Genomic DNA, 24,861 nt, shown 5'->3' with positions numbered 1-24,861 from the left:
TCTCTTTTTAGTGTTTTATTGTAAAGTAAATCTATATTTTATAAATTTAACTGTTTCTTTGTAGGTAGTGAGAAAAGAAGAGCAATCCTACTAATCCTATAATGAATAAAAGATTAATTTTAATAACAAATAAGCTAAGTAGGGTATTAATTAAGCCGTGAAAAATGGCGCAATAAAGGATCGACTTAGTCTTTTTGAAAACAGCTGCCAGAAGAATACTGAGATAAATTGCAAATAGACTGAAGAATATAAAAGGCATCCTACTTTGGGAACTTCCAATCACAAACCATAAAGGTACATGCCATATTGCCCAAATACAACCTGTTATCAAACCGGAAATCCAAAAGGAGAATCTAGTTTCCAAAGTTGGTTGCAAGGTGCCTCGCCATCCCAATTCTTCTTCACCTCCATAAACACAGACTGCACTCAAAAAAACAACAAACAAATTTCCTAGCGGAAAAGCTGGATTAATCTCCTTAGAAGAAAAAGCAATAACACCCGTCTGCACGAAAATTAGTAAAAGAAATAACAAAATATATTTCTTTGAGTCCCCTAAGATAAAAGAGACTATGCTTTTAATGGATTTTTGAGGCAAACAAGAAATGGCTGCAATGGTTGGACCGAAACCTCCTAGTAAATGGAGAAAAACTCCTAGTGGACTTGTTAGACTTAAGAGGCTCATTTGCGTCAGAAAAGCGAGCAATCCCCAACCAAATCCCCAAGAAATGAGAAAACTAATCAATAAAAATTTTGTTATCTTATTATTTTGTAAATGTTTCATTTGTTTCGAGTCTCTCCTCAGCATACTCAATCATCGTCTCTGCGGTTTCTTTGTCATAGTGGAAGCCGGTTTTGAGAGAGAAATCTTGAGCTTCTTTGTGGAAAAAGTCCATGGTCGCCAAGAGAGACTTGGTGAGACTTTTCTGGTCAGAAAAGTCAAGCAAGGCTGTAAATTCTTTCTCTTTCTCAGCAGGCAAATACTGAAAGAGATACTTGTAATTCTTGCCAACATCGACCGTCCCCTTATCTGCTGCGACTTGCCAAGCTAACAGCTTAAGCAATTCTTGCTGGCAGATGCCATAGAGATGATCCGTCGCATAGATCAGGTGATTTCGACAAATGCCCTTGACCACATAGGCTGATACCCACCAAAATTCATTGCAAGATTTATCAAAATCAATCGCACGAGCTGGTGCCGTCCAATAGCGCTTAGGTGTCGGTGCATGAGGCTGAAAGAACCCCTGCGGGTCATCCAGCACCGTGAAATCCGCTTCGCTATCTATCCACTCTTTGATGTGCTCCTTGGGGCAGAGGGTCAAATCGATCCGATTGCCATCTTCAAAGAGCATGAGATAGAGGCGGCGATGGTCAAGTACGTTATGCTGCTCGATGATGCGCTTGCCAAATTCTTCCAACCAAGCAAGGTCGGCCGTCAGACCATCCAAATCCTCCACAATGTAGACCACATCATAATCTTGGAACTCGTCCTTGGGGGCGTTTGGATTTGTCCGTGAGCCGGACATGGCGACAGCGTCGACTTGTAGCACTTTTGCGGTTTGCAAAATCACATCAAACATTTCGGATTCAGTTCTCATGGGAATACCTACCTTTTTATTGGAGATTGAAATTAACTATATCAATTTAAAAAAAGTTTCATATAGATAGAAAGATTACACATTAAGAAACATAAGCAATTCTTCTCTAGCTATCTTTATTCTTGAAAACTCATCAAATATAAAATTTGTACATTGAATATCGTCAAAGTTTGTCAAATAATATTTTGATGAAGAATTTATCGATCTTAATAATTTGTTAAAACTACCTAAAATTATTGGAGGGATTTCTGAATTGTTCAGATGATTAATTTCGGCTTCAATCAGATCTTCCATTGCTATAAAAATTTCACCTACTTCATCCTTAACATCAGACGACATTTTCTTCTTAGTATTGAAATCACTAATAGTCTTCGATAATTTGCTATACTCCCATTCAAAATCATCCAAAGCTCTAAAAAATATTGGGAAATCATTTTGTAATTTTATAAGATTTGACTTTCTTGATTGTTGAGCTATTGCTTTAAGCTCTCTTAAGCTTTCTTCAACTTTTTTCTGAGTATCGGATAATTGATTTTGCTGCCCTGTTAATTCTAATATATTATTTGCGATTGAATTTTGAATAATCTCTAGCTTTTGTTGACGTTCATCAATTTCTTTAGTATCTTTCTTTGAAATCCAAGTTGCATAGATAATAGGTATAAGAATTGAAAAGATTCCTAAACCTATTTGAATCCAATTGGAAATCCAATCAGTTGAATCAATAGCTTTGATTAATTTATCAAACATTTCAGGTGTCATAAGTTACTCCTCCATAAATCCAGCTATGGAAAATGAGATTACTTTATATTCTATCTCTTATAAAACCATTTTATTTATCCTTCCACTTCTTCTTTCACCTTCTTGGCTGGCTTTCGTTTTTTGTAGCGGCTGCGGATAGCGTTGAGGTGGTCGCGGAGATTGACCATGTGAGTTCTTTCGGGATAAGCATAAGCACCGATAGCCGTAAAGTCCACAAGGAAATCATAGATTTCTTGCAGCTTGAAGCGGACGGTCTTATTCTGGCTTGGAGCCTTGCCCTTGAGCTCAGTCAGTCGCTCCTTGTAGGTCTTGTTAAAAGCCTTCTGAGCAGCAGCCAGACTGTCGACATGGGCTTCCAGATGCAACTTAGCTAGCGCTGTCTGGTAGACTGGCTTTTTCAGCTCTTGGAGCAGGTGGTTGATGCCCTCGGTCTCCTTTTCCAAGCTAGTGCTAGCTAGACCGCTATAGTTTTTCAGTAGCTGAGACAGGGTCTCGTAGGCTTCCTTGGTTGCTGCGTCCTTGACCCTTGCAAAGGCCCGAACCAGAGAATGGAGCGTAGCCAAAGTATCGTCGCGCTCACGGTCAGCTTTATCTAGACTAGCCACCAGCTTGCTGGATTTGGTCTGATGAAGCCCTCCTTGTAGCTTAGCCAAAAGCTGCTCCATCTCTGTCAGCTTAGTCGTGTAAATAGCATCTACCTTGTTGGCCTTATTAAAAGCCGCAATCTCCTCCATGCTCTCAGACATGAGCTGGAAAAATTCGTTGTTTTCTAAAGACTTAACATCCAAACTAGTAGTTCCATAAATTTTTTTCATTTTTACAATCTCCTAATTTTTTATTTTAATGTACTTTTAACTTCATCCGATTTTCGGAAAAAGTTTTTTGCTCTTGCAAGAGCTCGTCCGAAAAACAAACGTTCGTCTTTTACTCAAAAAACACTCGTCCGATTTTCGGACAAACAGAATTCGCCATGAAAGGCCTCGTCCTAAAATCGGACGGACTCACTTTAGAACTGGCGAGATACTATTTTCGGCATATTTCATCATATCCATGTTTATAAAACTGTTGATAACTGACACCCAAACCAGACAAGTCAAAATAGACAGCACAATTGGGGACAAAAACATGTTGCTCTATAGATTCTTCTCTGCTATTATTATCTAAAGTTGTATAAAAAATTTCCGTTCCAATAGGATATTTATCTATTGAATCTTCTGACTTTTTATAAATGGCCTTTACTTCATAGAAAATCACTCCATTTTCGCTATCCTTAAAAAAATTCTCAACTTCTCTTTCAAAATAAGCCTGACTATTTCTTTTTGAAGAGCCTATTTGGTAATTTGCGCTTGCAAATTGCGTAAATAAATTTGTATTTATGTTATCAATTAACCCTCGATTTAAGGCCCCAAAGTTCTCCTCTGAATCATTACTAAAATAACAATAGTTGGATACATACTTAGAAACTCCTCTTCCCAATATATGCCCTTTATGAAAACACCAGACTTTTACTTTATCCATTTCTACTCTGCAGTTTGATCTAGGGAATCCGATTGGTTTAGGAGTTTTTTTGTTTTTAAAGTTTATTTCCTCCGTAGAGGATTCTAAAATACAAGACCAGCCCTTTCTATGAACATTTGTACTTTCTTCTGTAACTTCCGATATATCCCTCACATCATCTTGTACTATTTTAAAGTAACATCCTGATTCACAAAATTCTAACTTAATAGAATGTGTTTCTCTATCAATAGAAGTAAGTCTAGACAATCTTTCATTTAACCCACTATTTTCTAATAAAGAGAGCAATTCGTCCTTATCTTTCAATCCAATCCTAGTCAAAACATCTGATTCTTTCATAAGAGTTTTCCTTTTCACAGTCCAGAATTCTAATTTTGAATGTATTTCAAAATTATATTATAATTTTTGTTATTCTTTTCTTTCAAACGACGACTACGAGAATCATTTATTCCTTGCTCAGAATATGAAATCGGTGGACGATTGTATTTAAATAATTTATGAAACTCATCCTCTTCGCCAACATACACCGGAATATCATAAAAGAGTTCCCCTTCGTTATCTTGATACTGATCTCCTGTAATATCAACAATGATATCTTCGTAGGCAACTAACCAAGCATGAGAATACCATTCGCATCCAGAACCATATTCGCCAGAAACATACAATGATTCAATTCCTTGTTCATATAAATATCTCTGAAGGTAGTCACTTACAAAACTGCAGCATCCTTTAGGAAAATTCACTAGGTTATAATCGGTAATCTCTTCTGTCTGAATTGCTTTTTCAATAGCTTTCCTAAATTCCATAGCTATTTCTTTCAATTCATTTATCATAATTTGTGTATTTTGCATCGTTCAAAATACCCCACTCTCCTCAAGCGTAAACTTCACATTATCCTCAATCCACTTACGGCGGGGTTCGACCTTGTCTCCCATGAGCACGTTGACGCGGCGTTCGGCGCGGGCCAGGTCTTCGATGGTAACTCGGATGAGGGTGCGGGTGTCGGGATTCATGGTCGTCTCCCAGAGCTGGTCAGCGTTCATTTCACCGAGCCCCTTGTAGCGCTGAAGCATGGCGCCCTTGCCAAACTTGCGGCGCAGGTCATCCAGTTCGCCATCGGTCCAGGCATACTCGACGACTTCGCTCTTGCCCTTGCCCTTGGACATCTTGTAGAGAGGCGGCAGGGCGATATAGACACGGCCAGCCTCGACCAGCGGGCGCATATAGCGATAGAAAAAGGTCAGCAGCAAGGTCTGGATATGGGCGCCGTCGGTGTCCGCATCGGTCATGATGATGATCTTGTCATAGTTGGCATCCTCAAGGGTAAAGTCTGACCCAACACCCGCTCCAATCGTGTAAATCATGGTGTTGATTTCTTCGTTCTTGAGAATGTCAGCCATCTTAGCCTTAGCAGTATTGATAACCTTACCGCGCAGAGGCAGGATGGCTTGGAACTTACGGTCACGGCCTTGCTTGGCAGAGCCACCGGCAGAGTCTCCCTCGACCAGATAGAGTTCATTCTTGGCTGGATTCTTGGACTGGGCCGGAGTCAGCTTACCAGACAGCAAGCCCTTGTCTTTCTTATTCTTCTTGCCATTCCGACTTTCATCACGCGCCTTGCGGGCCGCCTCTCTGGCATCTCTGGCCTTGATAGCCTTGCGGATAAGGTTAGATGCTAGCTCACCATTTTCCAAGAGGAAGAAGGTCAGCTTGTCAGAGACGATGGAGTCCACGGCAGGACGAGCCAAAGGGCTGCCCAGCTTGTCCTTGGTCTGGCCTTCAAACTGCAGGTGCTCCTCTGGAACTAGGATAGAAAGAACAGCAGCCAGACCCTCGCGATAGTCTGAGCCTTCCAGATTTTTGTCCTTTTCCTTGAGCAGACCTGTCTTTCTGGCATAGTCGTTCATGGCCTTGGTAATTGCGGTCTTGAGTCCCGTCTCATGGGTACCACCATCCTTGGTGCGGACGTTATTGACAAAGGACAGGATATTGTCAGAGTAGCCGTCGTTATACTGGAGGGCCACCTGGACTTGGAAGCCACTCTCCTCGCCCTCGAAATAGAGGACAGGCGTCAGGGTTTCCTTGTCTTCATTGAGGTAGCTGACAAAGTCTTCGACCCCATTCTCATAGTGGAACTCTACTTCTTCGCCAGTCCGCGCATCGGTCAGCGACAGGCGGACATTCTTGAGCAGGAAGGCTGATTCCTTAAGCCGCTCGGCAATAGTGTTATACTTGAAGTCTATCGTTGAAAAAATCGTATCGTCCGGCATGAAAGTCACTTTGGTCCCAGACTTGGACTTAGGTGCAGTGCCGATTTTCTTGAGCGTCGTGACAGGTTTTCCGCCATTTTCAAAGCGTTGCTTGTAAACAGCCCCGTCGCGCGTAATTTCCACTTCCAGCCAGCTGGACAGGGCATTGACAACAGAGGAACCTACACCGTGGAGACCACCCGAGGTCTTATAGCCACCTTGGCCGAACTTACCACCTGCGTGGAGAACGGTGAAGATGACCTCGACCGTGGGAATACCCATAGCGTGCATGCCGACCGGCATCCCGCGTCCGTGGTCAGCAACGGTTAGACTGCCGTCCTTGTTGATGGTCACATCGATCCGGTCACCGAAGCCTGACAGGGCTTCATCGACTGCATTGTCCACAATCTCCCAGACCAGATGGTGGAGTCCTGCTCCGTCGGTCGATCCGATATACATCCCCGGACGTTTACGGACCGCATCCAACCCTTCTAATACCTGAATGGCATCGTCATTGTAATTGTTAATATTGATTTCCTTTTTTGCCACAAGGAACCTCCTGCATGATAGTCATCTTTATTATCTTACAAGTTTTTGATAAATTTTGCAAAGTTTTTTTCTACAAAATACCCTTTAAAGACTGATAGAATCTGGATTTTAAGTGATTTTGGAGAAAGGCAGCCTAGCTGCAAGCGTCAGACTAGACAATTCTCTAAAAATATTCTTATCATAGTTCTTTGTCCAAGTTCTAAATCATGGTATAATAAAATCATGATGAACACGATAATTGGATTAATACTAGCATATTTACTGGGCTCCATTCCGACAGGTTTGTGGATTGGGCAGATTTTCTTTAAAAAGAACCTGCGAGAATACGGCAGTGGCAATACTGGCACGACCAATACTTTCCGGATTTTGGGTAAGACGGCCGGCACTGCCACCTTTGCCATTGACTTTTTCAAAGGTACACTGGCAACGTTGCTGCCACTTTTCCTACATATTGATGGGATTTCACCACTGATTTTTGGTCTCTTGGCCGTGATTGGGCATACCTTTCCGATCTTTGCTGGCTTCAAGGGCGGCAAAGCCGTGGCGACCAGTGCAGGAGCTGTTCTGGGCTTCTCGCCAGCTTTCTTTATCTACCTGATATTTGTCTTTGTGACAACTCTCTATCTGGGAAGTATGATTTCTCTCGCCAGCGTGGTTTCTGCAAGCGTGGCTATCCTGTCTGTCTTGATTTTTCCTGCTTTAGGTTTTATCCTACCTAGCTATGATTTCCTCTTTACCCTGATTATCATTCTCTTAGCAGCCATTATCATCCTTCGTCATCGCGACAATATCCAGCGGATTCGAAATAAAACTGAAAACCTAATCCCTTGGGGCATTAACCTGACCAAGCAAAATCCAAAAAAATGAGAGTGGGACAGAAATCGGTAATTCGATAGAATTCGATTTCGTCGTCCCACCTCCGCACAGTTGAGTAGGGCTGTAAAAGCTGATGAAATCAGCGTAGTAGAGCCCACTCAACCACTGCGTCTCGCTCGACAATCAAAAAAAACAATTGAGAGGCTAGGACTTTTGTCCCAGCCTCATTTTTTTTTAATCTTTTTGAGTTTTTTTCAGGCCTGCTGCACCCAGCATTCCGAATACCAAGCCAAACATAGAAAGAAGGAAAGGATTCTTGCTTCCTGTTTTCGGAAGAGTTCCTTGTTTGCTTGCTAGTTCTGTCGGACGAACCTGTGCTGGAGCTTGATAAGTCGCCTTATTAGCTGCTGGCTGAGCTGTATTTGGCTTCTCAACAGAAGGCTGTTCTTGTGGTTTTGTCTCAGGCACAACCGGATGATTAGGCTGGCTCGGAACCACTGGATTGCTTGGTCTTGTTGGAACTGTTGGATTAGTTGGGTTGGTAGGATTTGCTGGGTTAGTCGGATTGGTTGGGTTTGCTGGATTGCTTTGTTCAGGCTTAGAAGTGGCATCTTTTGGATCAGTACCTTGCTGGATTTCCTCGATATCTGTGTAACCATCTCCATCTGTATCCTTGCTAGCAGACATAGAAATTGTGCGAGAATTTGGATTGATTGCTGCATAAGCTGTCAAATCTGCACTTTCCAGATATTCTGCAAAGGCCACGTCCATAGATGGCCCTTCCTCACGCGCACCACCCAGCATGGTATAACCATCACCACCTGCTGCTAGGAAGTCATTGGTTGTCAGGTAATAGGTCTTAGCCAAGTCAAGGGCTTCATAAGCACCTGTTTCTTTGTTTTTGATTTCAATGCGAAGGATCCGTTTCTCTGCTGGCAGAGTTGTGTCATAGTAAACTTTGGCACCAGAGACTTGCAAGAAACCGCCGCTTGGCTCTAGCAATGGTTGGCCGTTTTCATCCAAGACAGGTTTTCCATCTTTTTCTTGCAGGATTGAGCCCAAAGATTTGGCAAACATGTCTGCGATATTCTGACCTGTTACCTTGATTTGTGAAATGGTATTTCCAAATGGCAGTACAGCGATGACATTTCCCTTTGTGATGGGTTTGTCTTTGGCAATGGTTTCCCGTAGGCCGCCACCATTGGTCACAGCCAAGTCTGTTTTGTTGGCAAAGCCTGTTTGGCCATATTTGTAGAGGGCATCAGCTACCACATTCCCCAGATTGGTTTCTCGAACGCGGACATTTTCACGGTCCCCATTAAGCTCCACAGGACTATTGGCTACAATTACCTTGGCATTTTCTGCATCGTATTTTTCCTTGATCTTCTTGACCATCTCTGCTACAACTGGGTCTGGACTAGCTTTTTTAGCTGTTGCAGCTGGGATTTGCTGAGGATCGCCCAGAAGTTGGTTGGCCTTGAAAGTAACTTTACCGATATTATGCAAATAGCTACCAGTCTGGTTGTAGGTCACATTTTCACCGTAAGTAGTGGACTCTACTGTGTGAGAATGACCGTCAATCACTGTAACGCGCTTGCCCTTCAGCTTAGCATTTTTAGAAAGGGCTTCAGCCAAGGTAGAACCGCGCCATTCAACTGGTGTCGTAGTATCCACACCCAAGTGAGCCAGAACGACATAGTTTTTGTAAGTCTTGCCTTCAGCTGCTGCACGCGCTTCAACTTCGTCAATCACCCGATTAACCTCTGTGATTGGATCCGCGAAAGTCACACCTTGAATATTTTTTGGGTGAGTTTTTGTAGCTGTCTCAGGAGTGGTCACCCCGATCACGACAAATTCATCACCTTCTACATTCTTATCCTTGTCCACAATGGTTGATGCTTGGAACACACGGGCATTATTGGCATAGGTGTTAGCACTGAGAAGTGGGAAATTGAGGATTTCTTTGTATTTTTTGGCTTCATCCAAACCGAAGTCAAATTCATGGTTGCCGACCGCCATAGCATCATAGCCGATTTCATTGAGGATCTTCGCGCGTTCTTCCCCTTTGGAGCTATTAGAAATTGGTAGGCCTTGGAAAGCATCTCCTGCATCTACGACCAACGTTTGAGGATTTTTCGCACGTTCTTCCTTGATAACCGTTGCAAGTTTGGCATCTCCGATAACACCTTTTTCTTCGACGATACGGCCGTGCACATCGTTTGTATGAAGAATGGTAGCTTCAGGCAAGCTTGCGTCAGACGCTCCTGATACATCTTGAGCATTAGCTGCGATGGCCACATTGACGCTAGCTTCATCGGCAGAAACTCCACCTGCTTGTGCCAAATCCGTTTCAGCTGGTTTTTGAGCTGAGTCACTCACATTTGCCACAGCAGTTGCTGGCTGAACCTCATCCGCAGCAACTTGATGGTCCAAAAAGGCAGGTGCCAACAGAACCGTCGACAAAACAGGTAAAATAAGATGCTTCTTTTTCATAAATAAAAGCTCCAGTCTATGTTTTTTCTACTATTATACTGTTTTTATTGTAAAAAGGGAATGCCTTTTCAAAGAATCCTTCTTCTTAATACGAAAAACGTTCCAAAATGAAATGGAACGTTGATTTTCTACGAATATCTGCTAGGCTTGGAAGACGATTTCCCCATCGCAGATGGTATATTTGACTTGGCCTTTCAGCTCTTCGCCAACAAAAGGTGAATTGGCTGCCTTGGAGGCAAAATGGTCGGAAACCAGACGGTCAGCTTTAGGATCAAAAATAGTGATATCCGCTGGGCCTTCTTCGGCTAGAAAACCAGCATTAAAATCGTAGAGACTAGCTGGATTGACTGTCATTTTCTCCAAAAGTTCCATCAAGCTTAGATGACCAGCCTCAACCAAGTAGGTCAGCCCCAGAGAAAGCGAGGTCTCAAGACCAGTCATACCAGAAGGTGCTTTAGTGATGTCTTCAACATTTTTCTCATCAGCGTGATGTGGAGCATGGTCCGTTGCAATGACAGAAATAACACCAGACTTGAGCCCTTCGATAACGGCCAGACGGTCCGATTCTAAGCGCAGAGGCGGATTCATCTTAGCATTGCTGCCCTTGGTCAATAGCAGAGCTTCTGTCTTAGAGAAGTGCTGAGGTGCTGCTTCAGCAGTGACTTGAGCACCTAGCTTCTGAGCGAATTCCACTACCTTTACACTCTCAGCCTTGGACAAATGCTGGATATGCACATGAGCCTTGGCATCATAAGCAATCATAACATCACGGGCAATCATACTGTATTCTGCCACACCTGTCGCGCCGCAGATATGAAAATGCTCTTTGGCGATATGCTCATTGAAACCGAGTATGCCGTTGAGATTGGGATCTTCCTCGTGCAAGCTAATAAAAGTATCGTTTTTACGTGCTTCGATCAGGGCTTGGCGGACAATGCCAGCATTGGTCAGCGGAATACCGTCATCAGAAAAACCTACTGCACCAGCTGCCAAGAGCGCTTTAAAATCTGTCAAATGCTGGCCATCAAAATTCTCTGTAATCGTTGCGACCGACTTGATATGGATATTTTCACGACTGGCTGACTCTAGCACTTCCTGCAGCGTTTCAACTGTAGAAATGGTCGGATTGGTATTGGCCATCATAACGACCGTTGTGAAGCCGCCCGCTGCCGCTGCCAAAGCTCCTGTATGAATGTCTTCCTTATGAGTCTGACCCGGTTCCCGAAAATGAACGTGAATGTCAACCAGACCGGGGGCAACGACCAAACCACTAGCATCTAGGACTTGGGCACCAGCCACTTCCAGATTTTGGCCAATTTTGACAATTTTCTTGCCCTCCACCAGCACATCGCACACTTGATCCAGACCAGACATAGGATCCATTACACGGCCATTCTTGATTAGTAGCATTTTCTATCTCCTTTATTCGTAAAAATCGACCTTCGTGTCGAGCAGTTTATCACCATCATAAACAAATTTGGCTGAAAAGAAGGGCTTATCCTCCAGTAGCCACTCAACAAAGGTATGATCTCCTTCCCAAGTCGGCTTTGAAAGAACCTGATCGTAAGGCACCCATTCCAGCGTCCCTTCATTGCAATCAATCAGTTCCCCCTCAAACTCCGTCACCTTGAAAACATAAGTGTACCAGTCCAAGTCAGGAGTGAATTCTGGAAAAGTAATGACACCTTTTAAGACAGGCTTGGCCTTTAGACCTGTTTCCTCTAGAATCTCTCGTGCCGCGCATTCCTGCGGGGTTTCTCCTCGCTCTAACTTACCACCGACTCCAATCCATTTCCCAGCATGAACATCGTTGGGCTTTTTGTTGCGATGCAGCATGAGAAATTCCCGCCCATTATCGATATAACAAATTGTTGCTAACTGAACCATACTACCTCCTATGCTAACCAATCGATTGGTTCCAAGCCCTTAGTCACCAAGAAATCATTGGTCCGTGAAAAGGGTTTGCTGCCAAAGAAGCCACGGTAGGCAGACAGCGGACTTGGGTGAGCCGACTCGATAATCAAATGTTGCGAATTGCTTATCAAGGCTTTTTTCTTGCGGGCGTAAGATCCCCAGAGGATAAAGACAACTGGATCAGTCTTCTCATTGACGACCTTGATAATAGCATCTGTAAAAGGCTCCCAAATTAAGCCAGCATGCGCATTGGCTTGGCCAGCAGGCACTGTCAGACCGGCATTGAGCAAGAGAACACCTTGCTGAGCCCATGACGTCAAATCGTGCGACTCTTTCACGCCGATATCATCAGCCAGTTCTTTGAGAATATTCTGCAAAGAAGGCGGAGCTGGAATGTCATCAGGTACAGAAAAACTCAAGCCCTGTGCCTGTCTCGGTCCGTGGTAGGGATCCTGCCCCAAAATAACCACCTTAACATCCGCTAAATCTGTCGTCTGAATTGCATTAAACACCTTTTCCCGTGGTGGATAAATGGTCCCTGAAGCATACACCTCATCTAAAAAATGATTGATTTTTGCAAAATAACCTTCCGGCAACTGCTCCTTAATCAAAGCGTGCCAAGCTGAATGCTGCATACATGTCTCCTCTCATTTCCTACAATTGGATATTTTATCGAATCCACCTTAGTGCTCTTCTGAGTTCTGCTACTCCATTTTCCAGAAAACAGCGACCGTGAGCCAGAATAATTTTTTCTGGTTTCCATGCTAACATCTTCTCTAGACAGTCCTTGGCTTCTTTTTGATGACCGATAAAGGTCATACGGTAGTCAATAGGTGTCTGGCCATCCGGAGCTGCAACACGAACCAATTTATAAACCTTGCTGCGAAGCGAACTCGGAAAACGCTCTGTTTCAAAATTCTCAATCAAATCTGTCAAGATCAAGGTTTGACTGTCCTTATGAAAAAAGACAACTTCCTCAATATAAGTACTTCCCTTGAAAACTAACTGATCTATCTGACCTGCCCAAGCTTCAGGAACCTCATTCGTCAGCTTTTCATCAAAAGAGACTGGGATTTTCTGCTTGGCCGCTCTCCCCTCAACTCCTGGGCTAGACCAAGCAATTGCCTTAGGATAATGCTTCTTCCAGTCAGCTATATAGGCATAGTGAATCTTATTTGGAGAAACAAGATGCGAAACTGGTCCCAAGGCGTCCAACTGGTCAAACAAGGCTTGATTTGGCTGGATTGGTGAATGACACCAGAGATGACCATTTGCTAACTTGATGACAGTCATGCGGGTAGAAAAGGGCAACTTTGTCACCACTGCATCCATCTCAATCAAATCACCGTCGACAATCCAGATATTCTCAGCGATAGGTTTCAAGCTATAAAGCGGTTCGTAGATAGGTACAGGTTTTTTCATCTTAACGACTCTTCTTTCTACTCCAAAAGCGAATGTTGTCTAAACCTTGAGGATACTGAGTCAAACCCACAGCTGACAGAATCAAAATCTGTGGCAAAAACTGAATCAGATAACGGGTCTTTCCTCCTTCGAAAATCTGCAGAAAGAGGAGGCCACCGAAAACTGCCAAGATCAAGAAATTCAAGGAATCGTTTGGTCGATATTTCCAAAGAGCAAAGACCAGCCCCAAAGCCATGACAATCCAAACTGCCTGCTTGATCAGCGAATAAAATCGAAAACTGTCCTTATCAGAATTGAGGAAGAAATCACGGATAAACTGGGCGAATGCATTGTCTTTTGTGAACTCATAAAGCGGTGAAATATAAGGTGTTTTTTCATTTTCAACACTGCGATAGAGCCAACCCAAGTTTCCTTCAGCAACTGTCAAAGAGTGTTTATAATACAGGTGCTGTAGAAAGGTCAGAGGAGTGTATTCTTTCAAGCGGCGTTTGATTTCTTTGATGACATTTTCCTTGGCAAACATGCCGTTATTGTAGTCAGCTCGCTTGTCAGGCTCAACGTATTGCAACAGCCCTTCCTTCATGTCCTCCTGGTCGTGACCGATATTGGTTAGCCCCAGATTGATGAAAAGCAGTGGCCCTTTGGCCAGTCCTTGGCCTTGGATAATCGTCACTTCTGTCTGGTGGGCTAGGCCATAATGAAGCGGAAGATAGCCTGCTGAAAAGCTTAGAGCAAAGACCGCCGCAGTCAAGAAAAATTTTTTCCAGTTTTGTCTCAAAAACAAAACTCCAAAAACAGAAATCAGCAGAATCATCACTGTCGGACGAATCAAAAAAGCAAGACTGGTCAGAATCCCTAATAAAAGGCTTCTAGAAATGATTTGGCGACTATTCCCCTTATTTTCCAACAGACTCAGAGCCAGAAAAATCTGCAAACTAATCAAAGGCAAGGGGGGAATGTCTGTGTACATGGACATGTAGTAAGGCGAAAATCCGACCAAGGCTACATAAAGGCTAAAAACCGCATCTGCTGTAGCCTGCGAAAAGTATCGCTGACAGCCTTTGTAGAGGATCCAAGTCGCAATATTGGCGTAAAAAAGATTGAGGCCCTGCATAATCCAAAGAGCTGCTTCGCCAAAGAGATTAAAGAAGAAACGCTCATAGAGAAAGAGGGACAGATTATTGGGATTGCGCGTCAGGTAGCTGGAAATAGAGGACTCCTTCAGGTACTTGAAAGCCCCTGTGAAAACCACCGCTGCGTCCCGTCTAATCAAAAGCTCAGCCGATAAGAGCATGATGAGCTGAAAAAGGAGAGCTGCTAAAGCAATGGCAAGCTTGTGCCTCATGAGAAAATGATAAGACTTTTTAAGCTGAAACCGATAGCGATTCGCTAGGATTGCCAAGACTCCAAACAAAATCAGAGCCAAGCTACTTAACTGCGACACATGAAAAATAGCTGTAAACAGCCAATGAAGACTCAATACCAGCATGATTTTTTGCAGAATCAAAAAAGTGATATGATAAATCTTAGACATGGCTTTATTATAACAAAATCAGGCACTTTTTGCTATTTTAAAAAGTGGGCAGAGGCCAAGTAAATCCTAAAAAGGAGACAGGAACATGCTAGTCCCGCCTCCTCGTACCTTCTTAATTTTGCCAGTTTTCTTGATCGTCTTTAAACTTCTTCAGCAAAGTCAATCCTTCTGCATTGATATAGCCTTCTTGCTCAGCCAGGTGGATAAGCTCTGTGTAGTTAGACAAGGTCACCAACTTCACGCCTGCATCCGCAAAGTTCTTATCTGCCTTTGGCAATTCGTAGGTGAAGATTGCTGCAGCACCGATTACATCTGCTCCTTCACGCTTAGCTGCCGCAATAGCATCCAAAACAGAGCCGCCAGTGGAAATCAAATCTTCAATCACAACCATCTTTTGACCAGGAGCCACTCGACCTTCAATCTGATTGCCCGCTCCGTGATCTTTTGGTTTGCTACGGATATAAGCAAAAGGCAGATTCATCTTGTCAGCGATGATAGCACCGTGAGGAATACCCGCCGTCGCCGTTCCCGCAATCACTTCCACATCAGGAAATTCTGCACGAATCTTTTCAACAAAGCCATTTTCAATCAAAGTCCGAGTTTCTGGGTAGGCCAAAGTCACTCGGTTATCTGTATAAATCGGTGATTTAATCCCAGAAGCCCAAGTAAAAGGCTCCTCTGGTTTCAAGTAAACCGCTTTGATTTTCAACAAGTCGCGTGCAATATCGTTGGCTAAAGTCATTTTTCACTCCTTATAAATCTGTTATTCGTTTCATTTAAAATTCTTACTTAGCTATTCCACTGTTTCTTAATTTCGTGATAGGCATCCCAAGGATTTTCAGCTTGAATAATCGGACGACCAACCACAATATAATTACTGCCAATCTGGTGGGCTTCCTGCGGTGTCATGACCCGCTTTTGGTCACCGATTTCAGCACCTGCCGGCCGGATACCCGGCGTCACGCAAAGAAAATCGTCCGCCGTAGCTTCCTTGATCAGCTCAACTTCCAAGGCCGAGCAAACAACCCCATCCAGCCCAGCTTCCTTAGCCTTGCGGGCATAATTGACAACGGATTCTTGCACGGTTGTTTGGATATTTTGGCAGTCGCGCATGTCTTCTTCACTGGTCGAAGTCAACTGGGTCACCGCTACCAATTTAGCATTGTCACCGAGAACCTTTTTAGCTTCCCGCATCATCTCAACGCCGCCAGCTGCATGAACTGTCACCATATCAATGCCAAATGTTCCCAATACAGACATAGCGGAACGCACGGTATTAGGGATGTCGTGCAATTTCAAATCTAGGAAAATACTATGTCCCAAGCCTTTCAGATAATGCACAATTTCTGGACCGATGGCATAAAAGAATTCCATGCCGATTTTGACGTACAGTTTTTCATCTTCAGGGAAATGCTCCAGAAAGTTTTTGACATCATCAAAAGATGGAAAGTCTAGGGCGATAATAGGACGTTCTTCACGCATGCAGTTCTTCTCCTTGCTTTGTACTTACTATAAAGATGATTACAATCATAGAAAAAACCTTGCCCGAGAGCAAGGTTACACGAAAATGTGGCAGAATCTGCCATTTTAAACGTATGCGCCTTAGAGCCTCTCTGGACTTCTTTAAAGGTTTTATCTTAAACATTCTATAATTTACTGGGAAGTTTGTCAAGAGAAAATCGAGCTTAAAGTAAATTTTCTCTGACTTCTTTTCTCAAGCTTTCTAGGCTTTCGATACTGTATTTATCCATGACTTGCGGCAAGTTTTCTATAATGTTGGGACAGGCATACGGGTCGGTAAAATTCGCCGTTCCAACGCCGATAACTGACGCACCGGCGATAAACATCTCCAGCGCCGCCTCTGCCGAGTCAACTCCACCCATGCCAATAATTGGCAGTTTGGTGAACTGAGCAACCTGACGAATCAGCTTGAGCGCCACGGGAAAGACAGCTGGACCAGACATGCCACCCGTTCCATTGGCAATGATTGGCCGCTTCGTTTTCAGATCGAAACGCATTCCCACCAAGGTATTGATCATGGTCAGGCCACTCGCGCCCGCATCTTCTGCCGCCTTGGCCACTTGGGTAATATCTGCTACGCTGGGGGTCAATTTGACATAGACTGGGACTTGAGATGTAGCAACTGCTGCTTTTACAGCTTCATAGGCGAGCTCAGGGACTTGCCCGATTAAAAGACCCGCATTTCCATGATCCACATTGGGGCAGGAAATATTGAGCTCAATGGCCTTGACATTGGGAGCTTGGGAGATTTTTCCAGATACATAAGCATATTCTTCATTGGAAAAACCAGCCACATTGGCAATAATTGGCAAGTCTGGATAGTGCTGAGCTAGCCAAGGAAGTTTTTCAGCCAAAACTGCATCAACACCTGGATTTTGGAGGCCGATAGCATTGAGCATGCCAGCTGGCGTCTCAGCCACACGGGGCGTCGGATTGCCAAAGCGGGGATGTTGCGTCGTCGCCTTGATCATGATTGAGCCCAGTAGATCCAAATCATAGTATTTGGCATATTCTTGACCAAAACCAAAACAGCCTGAAGCAGGAATGATTGGATTTTTCAGCTCTAATCCTGGCAGAGAAATTTTCAAACGATTTTCAGTCATTTCCTTATCCTCCTAAAGCACGATGGTCCCAGTCTCAAAAACTGGTCCATCTTCGCAAACCCGCTTATTGACCGCTTCATCCTGACCTGCTACATGAACGACGCAGGCATAGCAAGCGCCCATGCCACAAGCCATGCGAGACTCCATTGAGAGATAGGCATGGGGATGATCGTGAAATTTCCGATCCACATACTGGAGCATACCGGGCGCCCCACAAGAATAGACCGCAGCAAAATCCTCAGTCAGCTCATCGGCAATGCTTGATACATAGCCTTTTCGTCCGTAACTGCCATCATCTGTAGTGATAAACAACTGACTACACTCACGAAATTCTTCTTCCAAAATAACCGCAGATTGATTGGCAAAGCCTAATACTGCTGTAACATGGGCACCCTTAGCATGGAGTTCTTTCGCCGTTTGTAAAAGAGGAGGCACACCGATACCACCTCCGATAATCAAGACCTTGTCGCCCTTTTCTACCGGAGACAAATCAAAGCCATTTCCCTGAGGCCCCATAACATCAAGAAAAGACCCAACTGGAAGTTGAGAAAAAATAGCTGTCCCGCCACCTTCGACCCGATAAATAATCCGGCATATCTGTTGCTCTCGGTCAATCTCCGATATGGAAATGGGACGCCGCAGCAGCTTGCTATCATCTGGCACTCGGATATGCAGGAATTGCCCGACCTGCATCTGGCTCACCATCTGGCCTTTCAGGCGCATCGAAAAAATCTGAGGCGCAATTTCTACTTGCTCCAGCAGCTCCATCTGCTCCAGCATAATCTTGCCAAATCTCTTTTTACAACTGTCACTAACCATGACAACCTCACTTTCTACAAGAAAAAACCTCGCCGCAGCAAGGTTTCGCAAAAAACAAGGCAGTCAAATTGCCCTTATACCGTTTTTCCTACCTTGCAGCCTCACTGGACTTGATTAAAGGTTAAATTGTAAACATTATATCGTTAGCAATAAGGATTGTCAAGACAGAAAAAACATTAGAACTTTCAAATGTTCTCTCAGGAATTACAGTCTTACCAGCTCTTATCAAATTCACTATTTGCATTTGCCAGATAAAAACGGCCATCTTCCTGCCTCTTGAAAGTCAAGGTTACTGAATCATATTTTCGTTCTATATTTCGAAAGTTTCTATAATTGGACTGTAGTGATAAGGGGCTACCGCTCATGCCACTTCCATAAATATTAAGTTCTGAAGGAAGTCCAAAACGCTCAACAACCTCTTGGTAAGTCATCCCACCTTTGCCATACTGGCTATCACCTATTTTTAATGTTTCCATATCTTCTGGCTTCCACTTAAAGACAAATTCGTCTTTCGTCGCTGAAGGATAGTTACTGTCATCTAAATATACTGCACTTTTACTTATCAAATAATAGTTCTTGCCATTCGAATCAGGGTCATAAAAAACCAAATTGATTTCCTGAGGATGTCCCGATGAGCCATATCTAGGAACATCTATAATTCTTGTCTTATAAGTTAGTGTCAATCCTTTTGTACCAAAACTCACATCTGAACCCTTACCGTATTTCGCAATGACCTCTTCTAAAGTTGGGCTATTAGTCCCCCCATTTTCCACCTTGAGCTCTACAAAATTATCCAATGTCCAATTAAAAGCAAACTTCTCTTCATCTTCCTCAACAATTTTCTGTTTCAGCTCCTTTTGTTCTTGGGTCAATGTTGATTCATCATCATCTTGCTGACTAGCCGAGCTGTCTCCACGAACTGACGAGGATTTATCGTCATATTTGTACTTCAGTTCAGCTTTATTAGGAACCTGTTGCGATAAATAATAGAAGCCAAAGAACAAAGCAAAAGAGATTGCCAAACAAAGAAGGGTAAAAGCCAAGCTAATTCTTTTTCTCTCCTCCTGCATCGTCATCGTGCTGAGCTCTTCCCTTTTTAGCTTTTGTTGCCGATAAAGGTCTCTTTTGATCTCTCTAAATGAATGAAGATCACGCTTTTTCTTGCTACTTCTCCTCATTTTCCTCCTCTTTCTTATCGATTTAGTTTACTCACTTTCTTTAGACACCAAACGCCATCTACCATCTCCTTGCTTGTAGAATTCTAAATGAACTCTTTTCAATTGTTCTGGATTTTGCCAAGAATGCGGATTAACATAATCAACCCGCATCTTCAGTTGATTGTCGTCTCCAGAAATCGTCTGATGTAGAGGTAAGCCGACTTTTAAAACAATCTCATCATATGGTGTACCTTTAGCTGTTCCTTCTCTAGCACCAATAACAAGACTATCGATGTATTCTTGCGTCCATAAAAAGGATCTATTAGGATTGTTATCCACCTGAATTTTATCACTTGAAAGGCTAAAATGGTATTTTGAAATGAGCTTATAGACACCATCAAATTCAGCAAAGGTTAAAGATACATAGCCCATACTACCATTTTTCGATTTCCAGATAAGGCGAATATGTTTTTGAACTTTATGATTTGGCAAAAAATCAATCCAGGCCCCACCTTGAACTGGTTTCCCAAATTCCTTTAAAACATCTTCCAAGACGGCTCCGCCCTTGTATTTGTTTATGGGAAGCGCGACTGCCTTTTCAACTGTCCAAAGAAAGGGACCGCTTTTTTCTGGAGAAACAATAAGACTTTTAGCCAATTGTTCTGCTTCAGCTTTCTCATCTTCCAAACTATTTGATGATGAACTAATCTGGCTAGACGGAGTTGGCGTCTGCTTAGCTTTGCTTTTTTCTGACAGAGAAAGTGTCAAAAAAACCGTTCCAATGACAGAAAATACAACAATAGCTACTACCATGAATGGTAAAAACTTAGATTTATAGGTTTGCTTTTCTAACTCGAAAGCAATATCTTCAAACGAATCTTCTTGTCTCTTCATCACTGCTCCTTATCAGTCTAAAAACTCATCATATCATGAATAGATCGAGATTGCAAAATGTACCTCAGTCTGTTTATATAGAGGAAAGCACAAATTCCCCGTCTTTTCTGCTTGCTTTGGTTACCTAAGGAGACCATCAGTCTCCCTATCTTTCTCTTCTATCGATATGACTAGTAACTGTCGTCAACCGAAAGAAGCCATCTTCTTGACGATGAAAGATTAAATGAACCCATTCATTATTATATCTTTCATCTGAAGTTAAGTATTGGAGTTCCAAGCCAATATGCTGACTATCTGCCGCATCCAAGTGAGAAATAACCACTTCTGATTCTCTAGGTAGGCCAAATAATTGAATGATTTTTTCATAGGACATACCAGGATTGCCTGTGCTCTCGTCACGAACTTGTAAACCAGTAATGTCATCCTTTGTCCAGAGATGGGGACTATCTTCCTGAGGCAACCTTGGATAGGCCTCATCAAGAATATTCGCGCTCTTTCTAATTAAATAATAGCCTGCTCCATCTTTTTCAAATGTCAACCTTAAACTACTATGATGGCCTTGAGTAATCTCACTTGTATAGTTTAATTCAATATTCCCATTGCTCTCAGTATAAAAAAAGCTTGAAGCCTTGCCATGCTTTTCAAGGATTTGATCCAGAGAAGCTCCGTTTTGACCAGCTGCAGTCTCCTTAATTTGCAGATTGATGATGTCAGCAGTTGTCCATGTAAAACGAGAGTTTTCTCTATCAACAACTTTCTCCTCTAACAGAAGCTCCTCTGATGACTTTTGACGAACAGATGAAGACATGCTGCTTCGCCCAAGTCCCTCATAAGCAGATTTAAGCCCCCACATGATCATCACCTTCCCAAGTGGAATCATTAAGCAAATTGTCAAAAATACTATAAAAATAGTAATGGGTAGTCCTACCGAACGATTTTTATAGTCATCATTTTTGGCCATATCGCCCTCCTTATTTCCTTCATTTTAGCATAGGAAACTTTAGCAAGCAAACATTTTCTAAACTTCTGATTTATCAGGAAAAAATCCCCAGTTTGTGATAAAATAGTCCTATGAGAATTCAACAGTTACACTATATTATCAAAATCGTCGAGACTGGCAGCATGAACGAAGCTGCCAAGCAGCTTTTCATTACCCAGCCTAGCCTATCTAACGCTGTACGGGATTTGGAAAATGAAATGGGTATCGAGATTTTCATTCGCAATCCCAAAGGAATTACCTTGACCAAGGACGGCATGGAGTTTCTTTCTTATGCCCGGCAGGTTGTTGAGCAGACGCAACTTCTAGAGGAGCGATACAAAAACCCTGTCGCCCACCGCGAGCTTTTCAGCGTGTCTGCTCAGCACTATGCTTTTGTAGTCAACGCTTTTGTCTCCCTGCTTAAAAAAAGCGATATGGAGAAATACGAGCTCTTTCTGCGGGAAACTCGGACTTGGGAAATTATTGACGACGTAAAAAACTTCCGCAGCGAAATTGGCGTCCTCTTTCTCAATAGCTACAACCGCGATGTCCTATCCAAGATGCTGGATGACAATCACTTGATTGCCACTCATCTCTTCACAGCGCAGCCCCATATCTTTGTCAGCAAGTCCAATCCGCTGGCCAAGAAAAAGCTGGTTCAATTATCTGACTTAGAAAACTTCCCCTACCTCAGCTACGACCAAGGTACTCACAACTCCTTCTACTTTTCTGAGGAAATTCTCTCACAGGAGCACCATAAAAAGTCCATCGTTGTCAGCGACCGCGCAACCCTCTTTAACCTTTTGATCGGTCTGGATGGCTACACGATTGCGACTGGTATTCTCAACAGCAACCTCAACGGTGATAATATCGTCTCCATCCCTTTGGACATCGATGACCCAATCGAGCTGGTCTATATCCAGCACGAAAAGGCTAGCCTGTCCAAGATGGGCGAGCGCTTTATCGAGTATTTGATTGAGGAAGTACAGTTTGATAAATAAAGTAAAACACCTGAAACAAGCATCCAGTGCTCACATCAGGTGTTCTTTTTATTGTCGTAATTTCTCCAAAACTTCCCCTATCTTGCCTTCGATGACGAGGTCAGCTTGCTTATCCTGTGGAATGCTGGTCTTGTTGATAACGACCAGATGCTTGCCAGCAAAGTACTGGATGAGACTGGCTGCGGGATAGACCACCAAGGAGGTGCCCCCGATGATGAGCAGGTCGGCTTGATGAATGGCCTGCGCAGCTTGCTGGAAAGTCTCCATATCCAAAGACTCTTCATAGAGGGTCACATCAGGCTTGATCATGCCGCCGCAGTCAGGGCAGTAGGGCACCGTTCCAGGTAGAGCTAGAAATGCCTCCAAATCGTAAAATCGCTGACAATCTAGACAGAAATTTCTATCCGCACTGCCGTGCAACTTGAGGACATTTTTTGAACCAGCCATTTCGTGCAGGCTATCAATATTTTGCGTCACTACAGCCTTGAGCTTGCCGGTCTTCTCCAGATGAGCCAGATAGGCGTGAGCCGCATTGGGCTTGGCATCTGGATAGAGCAGGTATTTCTTGTAAAAGTCGAAAAACTCCTGCGGATAGCGCTCAAACATAGTATGCGAAACCAGCTGCTCTGCCGTAAAATGCCGCCCCAGCTTAACACTGTAAATCCCATCCGAACTGCGAAAGTCAGGGATATTAGACTCAGTCGAGACACCCGCCCCGCCGAAAAAGACGATATTCTGACTTTGGTCAATCATGTCTTGCAACTGCTGTATTTTATCCATTTTCCTCTCCTATCAATAAAGCTCTAACCAAGCGGTTTGCCTCATCAAAATAAAAATGTTCCCGATCGTAGACAATACCTGTGAAACGTGCCAAGTCCACCAAAATCTCCATAAAATGCTGGGATGAAAAGCCCGTTGTCCGATATAATTCTGCCTCATCAAAGGGCTTAATCAGATGAGCCAGCGGATTTCGGACTGACTTCTCCAATTCCCGCAACTGTCTGACCTCTTCCTTGACAGACTCTGGCAGATCCAAATGCAAAATCAACTCTGTCAGACTGGATGAATTGACCGTGCTTTCCGCATGAAAGACCTGCAAGACAGCATAATCCGACTCCCGCATCCGTTCAAACTTCCAGCGGTCATAGCTGGCTTCACGAGAATTATGGATAAAGTGCTCAATATCAGGAATTTCCAGCTTGATCAAGCGCATGAAAATCCGATAAATCGCTGGGCTAACCGCTCGAACGAAATCAATAATCTGCTCATTGCGCAGCTTGGCTTCCAAATCATAGAGATAGTTAGCCAGCTGTTCATCAGCCAAATCGGTATGACAAAAAAGCTGAAAACCGCTTTGCGTCTGCAAGGCAGTCTTCAACTCTTCATCCATGGCTGGCAGAATATTGAGCTCTCTTCGCTCTGCCAGAATATGCAACAATTTTGTCAAAACTGGTGAGCCGCTCATCAACTGTTGCGCCAGTTTATAGGCATAAGCATAGTCATAACGGGAAATCGCAAAGAGAATTTCCTCTTTTAAATCTAGATTCATGCTTAATCAATCAAAGTTTCCAAACCAACCTTCATCATATCGGTGAAGGTGTTTTGGCGTTCCTCTGCTGTCGTATCTTCGTCAGGATTGACCAAGCTATCAGAAATGGTCATGATAGCTAGCGCATCTACTTGGTGCTGGGCAGCCAGATAGTAAAGGGCTGCAGCTTCCATTTCAACAGCTTTCACGCCCCATTTACCCAGCTCGATATTTTTCTCAAAATAGTTGGAATAGAAAACATCTGACGACAAGACATTTCCGACATGGGTCGTCATGCCCAAGTCTTTGGCGATATGATAAGCCTTGTCCAGCAGGTCAAAGCTGGCAATTTGCGGAAAATCATACTGAGGCCAGTCATTGCGGATAATGTTTGAGTTGGTCGCAGCAGCCTGTGCCAAGACCAATTCACGAACGTGAACATCTGCATTGAGGGAACCAGCCGTTCCCACACGAATCAGCTTTTTCACACCGTAGTCCACAATCAACTCACGCGCATAGATAGAGATTGACGGCATTCCCATGCCCGTTCCCATAACAGAAACCCGCTGACCCTTGTAAGTACCAGTGTAGCCAAACATGTTCCGCACTTCGTTAAAGCAAACGGCATCTTCTAGGAAATTTTCCGCAATAAACTTAGCACGAAGCGGATCACCCGGCAAGAGAATTTTATCAGCAATCTCACCTTGTTTAGCAGCAATATGGATAGACATAATTTATGATACAAAGAGCGACAAGAAAACGACTGAAAATTAGGAATCTGACGAGAAATCCTGATTTCTCAGTCAGATTATCTATTTTCCGAGTTTTCCGCTCGTGTTCAAATTTGAACACACGCTCTACCTTTCTTTTTTTAAGATTCAGGATAGCGATAGAGAACCAAGCAAAAATAGGAAATCCGACAAAGATGCAAGGCATCTAGGAGGATTTATCTTTTTTACAAAGCCTCTAGCCCGAGTTCAATTTAAACTCAGACGCCCTTCCTTTCTGTGTTT

General features: G+C 43.4%; 25 protein-coding genes. 2 read left to right on the top strand and 23 right to left on the bottom strand.

The window, feature by feature from the left end; all coding sequences use genetic code 11:
- Positions 1-46 precede the first annotated feature (46 nt).
- The 7 genes from D8791_RS04760 to parE all read right to left on the bottom strand — a co-directional run bounded on the left by D8791_RS04760 (position 47) and on the right by parE (position 6,667).
- Entirely contained in the window at positions 47-781 is a 735-nt protein-coding gene (locus tag D8791_RS04760) for a CPBP family intramembrane glutamic endopeptidase (RefSeq protein WP_125446470.1), read from the bottom strand.
- Positions 762-1,595, bottom strand: coding sequence for an aminoglycoside 6-adenylyltransferase (locus D8791_RS04755; RefSeq protein WP_125446469.1), 834 nt, complete (start codon positions 1,593-1,595; stop codon positions 762-764). Before D8791_RS04755 ends, D8791_RS04760 begins: the two co-directional genes overlap by 20 nt.
- Before the next feature lie 75 nt (positions 1,596-1,670).
- Positions 1,671-2,354, bottom strand: coding sequence for a hypothetical protein (locus tag D8791_RS04750; protein WP_125446468.1), 684 nt, complete (start codon positions 2,352-2,354; stop codon positions 1,671-1,673).
- A gap of 74 nt (positions 2,355-2,428) precedes the next feature.
- Positions 2,429-3,169, bottom strand: coding sequence for a DUF6261 family protein (locus D8791_RS04745; RefSeq protein WP_125446467.1), 741 nt, complete (start codon positions 3,167-3,169; stop codon positions 2,429-2,431).
- A gap of 208 nt (positions 3,170-3,377) precedes the next feature.
- Positions 3,378-4,208, bottom strand: coding sequence for a hypothetical protein (locus tag D8791_RS04740; RefSeq protein WP_125446466.1), 831 nt, complete (start codon positions 4,206-4,208; stop codon positions 3,378-3,380).
- Positions 4,209-4,237: 29 nt separating this feature from the next.
- Positions 4,238-4,702: a hypothetical protein gene (locus tag D8791_RS04735; protein WP_260473506.1), complete on the bottom strand. Its 465-nt coding sequence runs from the start codon at positions 4,700-4,702 to the stop codon at positions 4,238-4,240.
- A 21-nt stretch (positions 4,703-4,723) separates the two neighbouring features.
- Complete coding sequence (parE, locus tag D8791_RS04730) at positions 4,724-6,667, bottom strand: DNA topoisomerase IV subunit B (protein ID WP_125446464.1); 1,944 nt, start codon at positions 6,665-6,667, stop codon at positions 4,724-4,726.
- Positions 6,668-6,889: 222 nt separating this feature from the next.
- Here parE and plsY point away from each other — a divergent pair, with 222 nt between their 5' ends.
- Positions 6,890-7,534: a glycerol-3-phosphate 1-O-acyltransferase PlsY gene (plsY, locus tag D8791_RS04725; RefSeq protein WP_125446463.1), complete on the top strand. Its 645-nt coding sequence runs from the start codon at positions 6,890-6,892 to the stop codon at positions 7,532-7,534.
- 183 nt (positions 7,535-7,717) lie between these two features.
- Here the strand turns inward: plsY and nt5e are convergent, their stop codons facing one another.
- The 13 genes from nt5e to D8791_RS04655 form a co-directional block, all read right to left on the bottom strand.
- The gene (gene nt5e, locus D8791_RS04715; RefSeq protein WP_125446462.1) at positions 7,718-9,976 is read right to left on the bottom strand and encodes a cell surface ecto-5'-nucleotidase Nt5e; all 2,259 of its coding nucleotides are present in this window, start codon (positions 9,974-9,976) and stop codon (positions 7,718-7,720) included.
- Between the two features lie 141 nt (positions 9,977-10,117).
- Positions 10,118-11,386 (bottom strand): dihydroorotase, encoded by a 1,269-nt coding sequence (locus tag D8791_RS04710; protein WP_125446461.1) that lies wholly within the window; start codon positions 11,384-11,386, stop codon positions 10,118-10,120.
- A 12-nt stretch (positions 11,387-11,398) separates the two neighbouring features.
- A complete protein-coding gene (locus tag D8791_RS04705; protein ID WP_125446460.1) occupies positions 11,399-11,863 on the bottom strand; it encodes an NUDIX hydrolase in 465 nt (154 codons plus the stop codon).
- 8 nt (positions 11,864-11,871) lie between these two features.
- Positions 11,872-12,525 carry a uracil-DNA glycosylase gene (locus tag D8791_RS04700; RefSeq protein ID WP_125446459.1) on the bottom strand — a complete coding sequence of 218 codons (654 nt, stop codon included), beginning with the start codon at positions 12,523-12,525 and terminating at the stop codon, positions 11,872-11,874.
- 34 nt (positions 12,526-12,559) lie between these two features.
- The gene (locus D8791_RS04695; RefSeq protein ID WP_125446458.1) at positions 12,560-13,312 is read right to left on the bottom strand and encodes a DUF4336 domain-containing protein; all 753 of its coding nucleotides are present in this window, start codon (positions 13,310-13,312) and stop codon (positions 12,560-12,562) included.
- A 1-nt stretch (position 13,313) separates the two neighbouring features.
- The gene (locus tag D8791_RS04690) at positions 13,314-14,846 is read right to left on the bottom strand and encodes a glycosyltransferase-like membrane protein (RefSeq protein WP_125446457.1); all 1,533 of its coding nucleotides are present in this window, start codon (positions 14,844-14,846) and stop codon (positions 13,314-13,316) included.
- 112 nt (positions 14,847-14,958) lie between these two features.
- Entirely contained in the window at positions 14,959-15,588 is a 630-nt protein-coding gene (gene pyrE / locus D8791_RS04685; protein ID WP_005589648.1) for an orotate phosphoribosyltransferase, read from the bottom strand.
- Between the two features lie 47 nt (positions 15,589-15,635).
- A complete protein-coding gene (gene pyrF, locus D8791_RS04680) occupies positions 15,636-16,328 on the bottom strand; it encodes an orotidine-5'-phosphate decarboxylase (protein WP_015604612.1) in 693 nt (230 codons plus the stop codon).
- Positions 16,329-16,531: 203 nt separating this feature from the next.
- Positions 16,532-17,470, bottom strand: a complete 939-nt coding sequence (locus tag D8791_RS04675; RefSeq protein ID WP_125446456.1) for a dihydroorotate dehydrogenase — start codon at positions 17,468-17,470, stop codon at positions 16,532-16,534.
- Positions 17,471-17,482: 12 nt separating this feature from the next.
- Positions 17,483-18,289, bottom strand: a complete 807-nt coding sequence (locus D8791_RS04670; RefSeq protein WP_125446455.1) for a dihydroorotate dehydrogenase electron transfer subunit — start codon at positions 18,287-18,289, stop codon at positions 17,483-17,485.
- Positions 18,290-18,501: 212 nt separating this feature from the next.
- Positions 18,502-19,467, bottom strand: coding sequence for a hypothetical protein (locus D8791_RS04665; RefSeq protein ID WP_125446454.1), 966 nt, complete (start codon positions 19,465-19,467; stop codon positions 18,502-18,504).
- A gap of 27 nt (positions 19,468-19,494) precedes the next feature.
- Positions 19,495-20,340 (bottom strand): hypothetical protein, encoded by an 846-nt coding sequence (locus D8791_RS04660; protein WP_125446453.1) that lies wholly within the window; start codon positions 20,338-20,340, stop codon positions 19,495-19,497.
- 145 nt (positions 20,341-20,485) lie between these two features.
- A complete protein-coding gene (locus D8791_RS04655) occupies positions 20,486-21,301 on the bottom strand; it encodes a hypothetical protein (protein ID WP_125446452.1) in 816 nt (271 codons plus the stop codon).
- Positions 21,302-21,411: 110 nt separating this feature from the next.
- Between D8791_RS04655 and D8791_RS04650 the strand changes: the two genes are divergently transcribed.
- On the top strand, positions 21,412-22,320 hold the full coding sequence (locus D8791_RS04650; protein WP_002895403.1) for a LysR family transcriptional regulator: 909 nt from the start codon (positions 21,412-21,414) through the stop codon (positions 22,318-22,320).
- Positions 22,321-22,368: 48 nt separating this feature from the next.
- Here the strand turns inward: D8791_RS04650 and D8791_RS04645 are convergent, their stop codons facing one another.
- Genes D8791_RS04645 through deoD form a run of 3 tightly spaced genes read right to left on the bottom strand, consistent with a single transcriptional unit; the run spans position 22,369 to position 24,579 of the window.
- Positions 22,369-23,100: an NAD-dependent protein deacylase gene (locus D8791_RS04645; protein WP_048792245.1), complete on the bottom strand. Its 732-nt coding sequence runs from the start codon at positions 23,098-23,100 to the stop codon at positions 22,369-22,371.
- The gene (locus D8791_RS04640; RefSeq protein WP_125446451.1) at positions 23,093-23,869 is read right to left on the bottom strand and encodes a Gbs1250 family HEPN protein; all 777 of its coding nucleotides are present in this window, start codon (positions 23,867-23,869) and stop codon (positions 23,093-23,095) included. Before D8791_RS04640 ends, D8791_RS04645 begins: the two co-directional genes overlap by 8 nt.
- 2 nt (positions 23,870-23,871) lie before the next feature.
- Positions 23,872-24,579 carry a purine-nucleoside phosphorylase gene (gene deoD / locus D8791_RS04635; RefSeq protein WP_015604594.1) on the bottom strand — a complete coding sequence of 236 codons (708 nt, stop codon included), beginning with the start codon at positions 24,577-24,579 and terminating at the stop codon, positions 23,872-23,874.
- Between the last annotated feature and the right edge of the window lie 282 nt (positions 24,580-24,861).

This window comes from Streptococcus cristatus, from assembly GCF_003943515.1.
Taxonomy (GTDB): Bacteria; Bacillota; Bacilli; order Lactobacillales; family Streptococcaceae; genus Streptococcus; species Streptococcus cristatus_D.
Note: the sequence above shows the minus strand (reverse complement) of the source record. Positions and strands in the feature narration are given on the sequence as shown.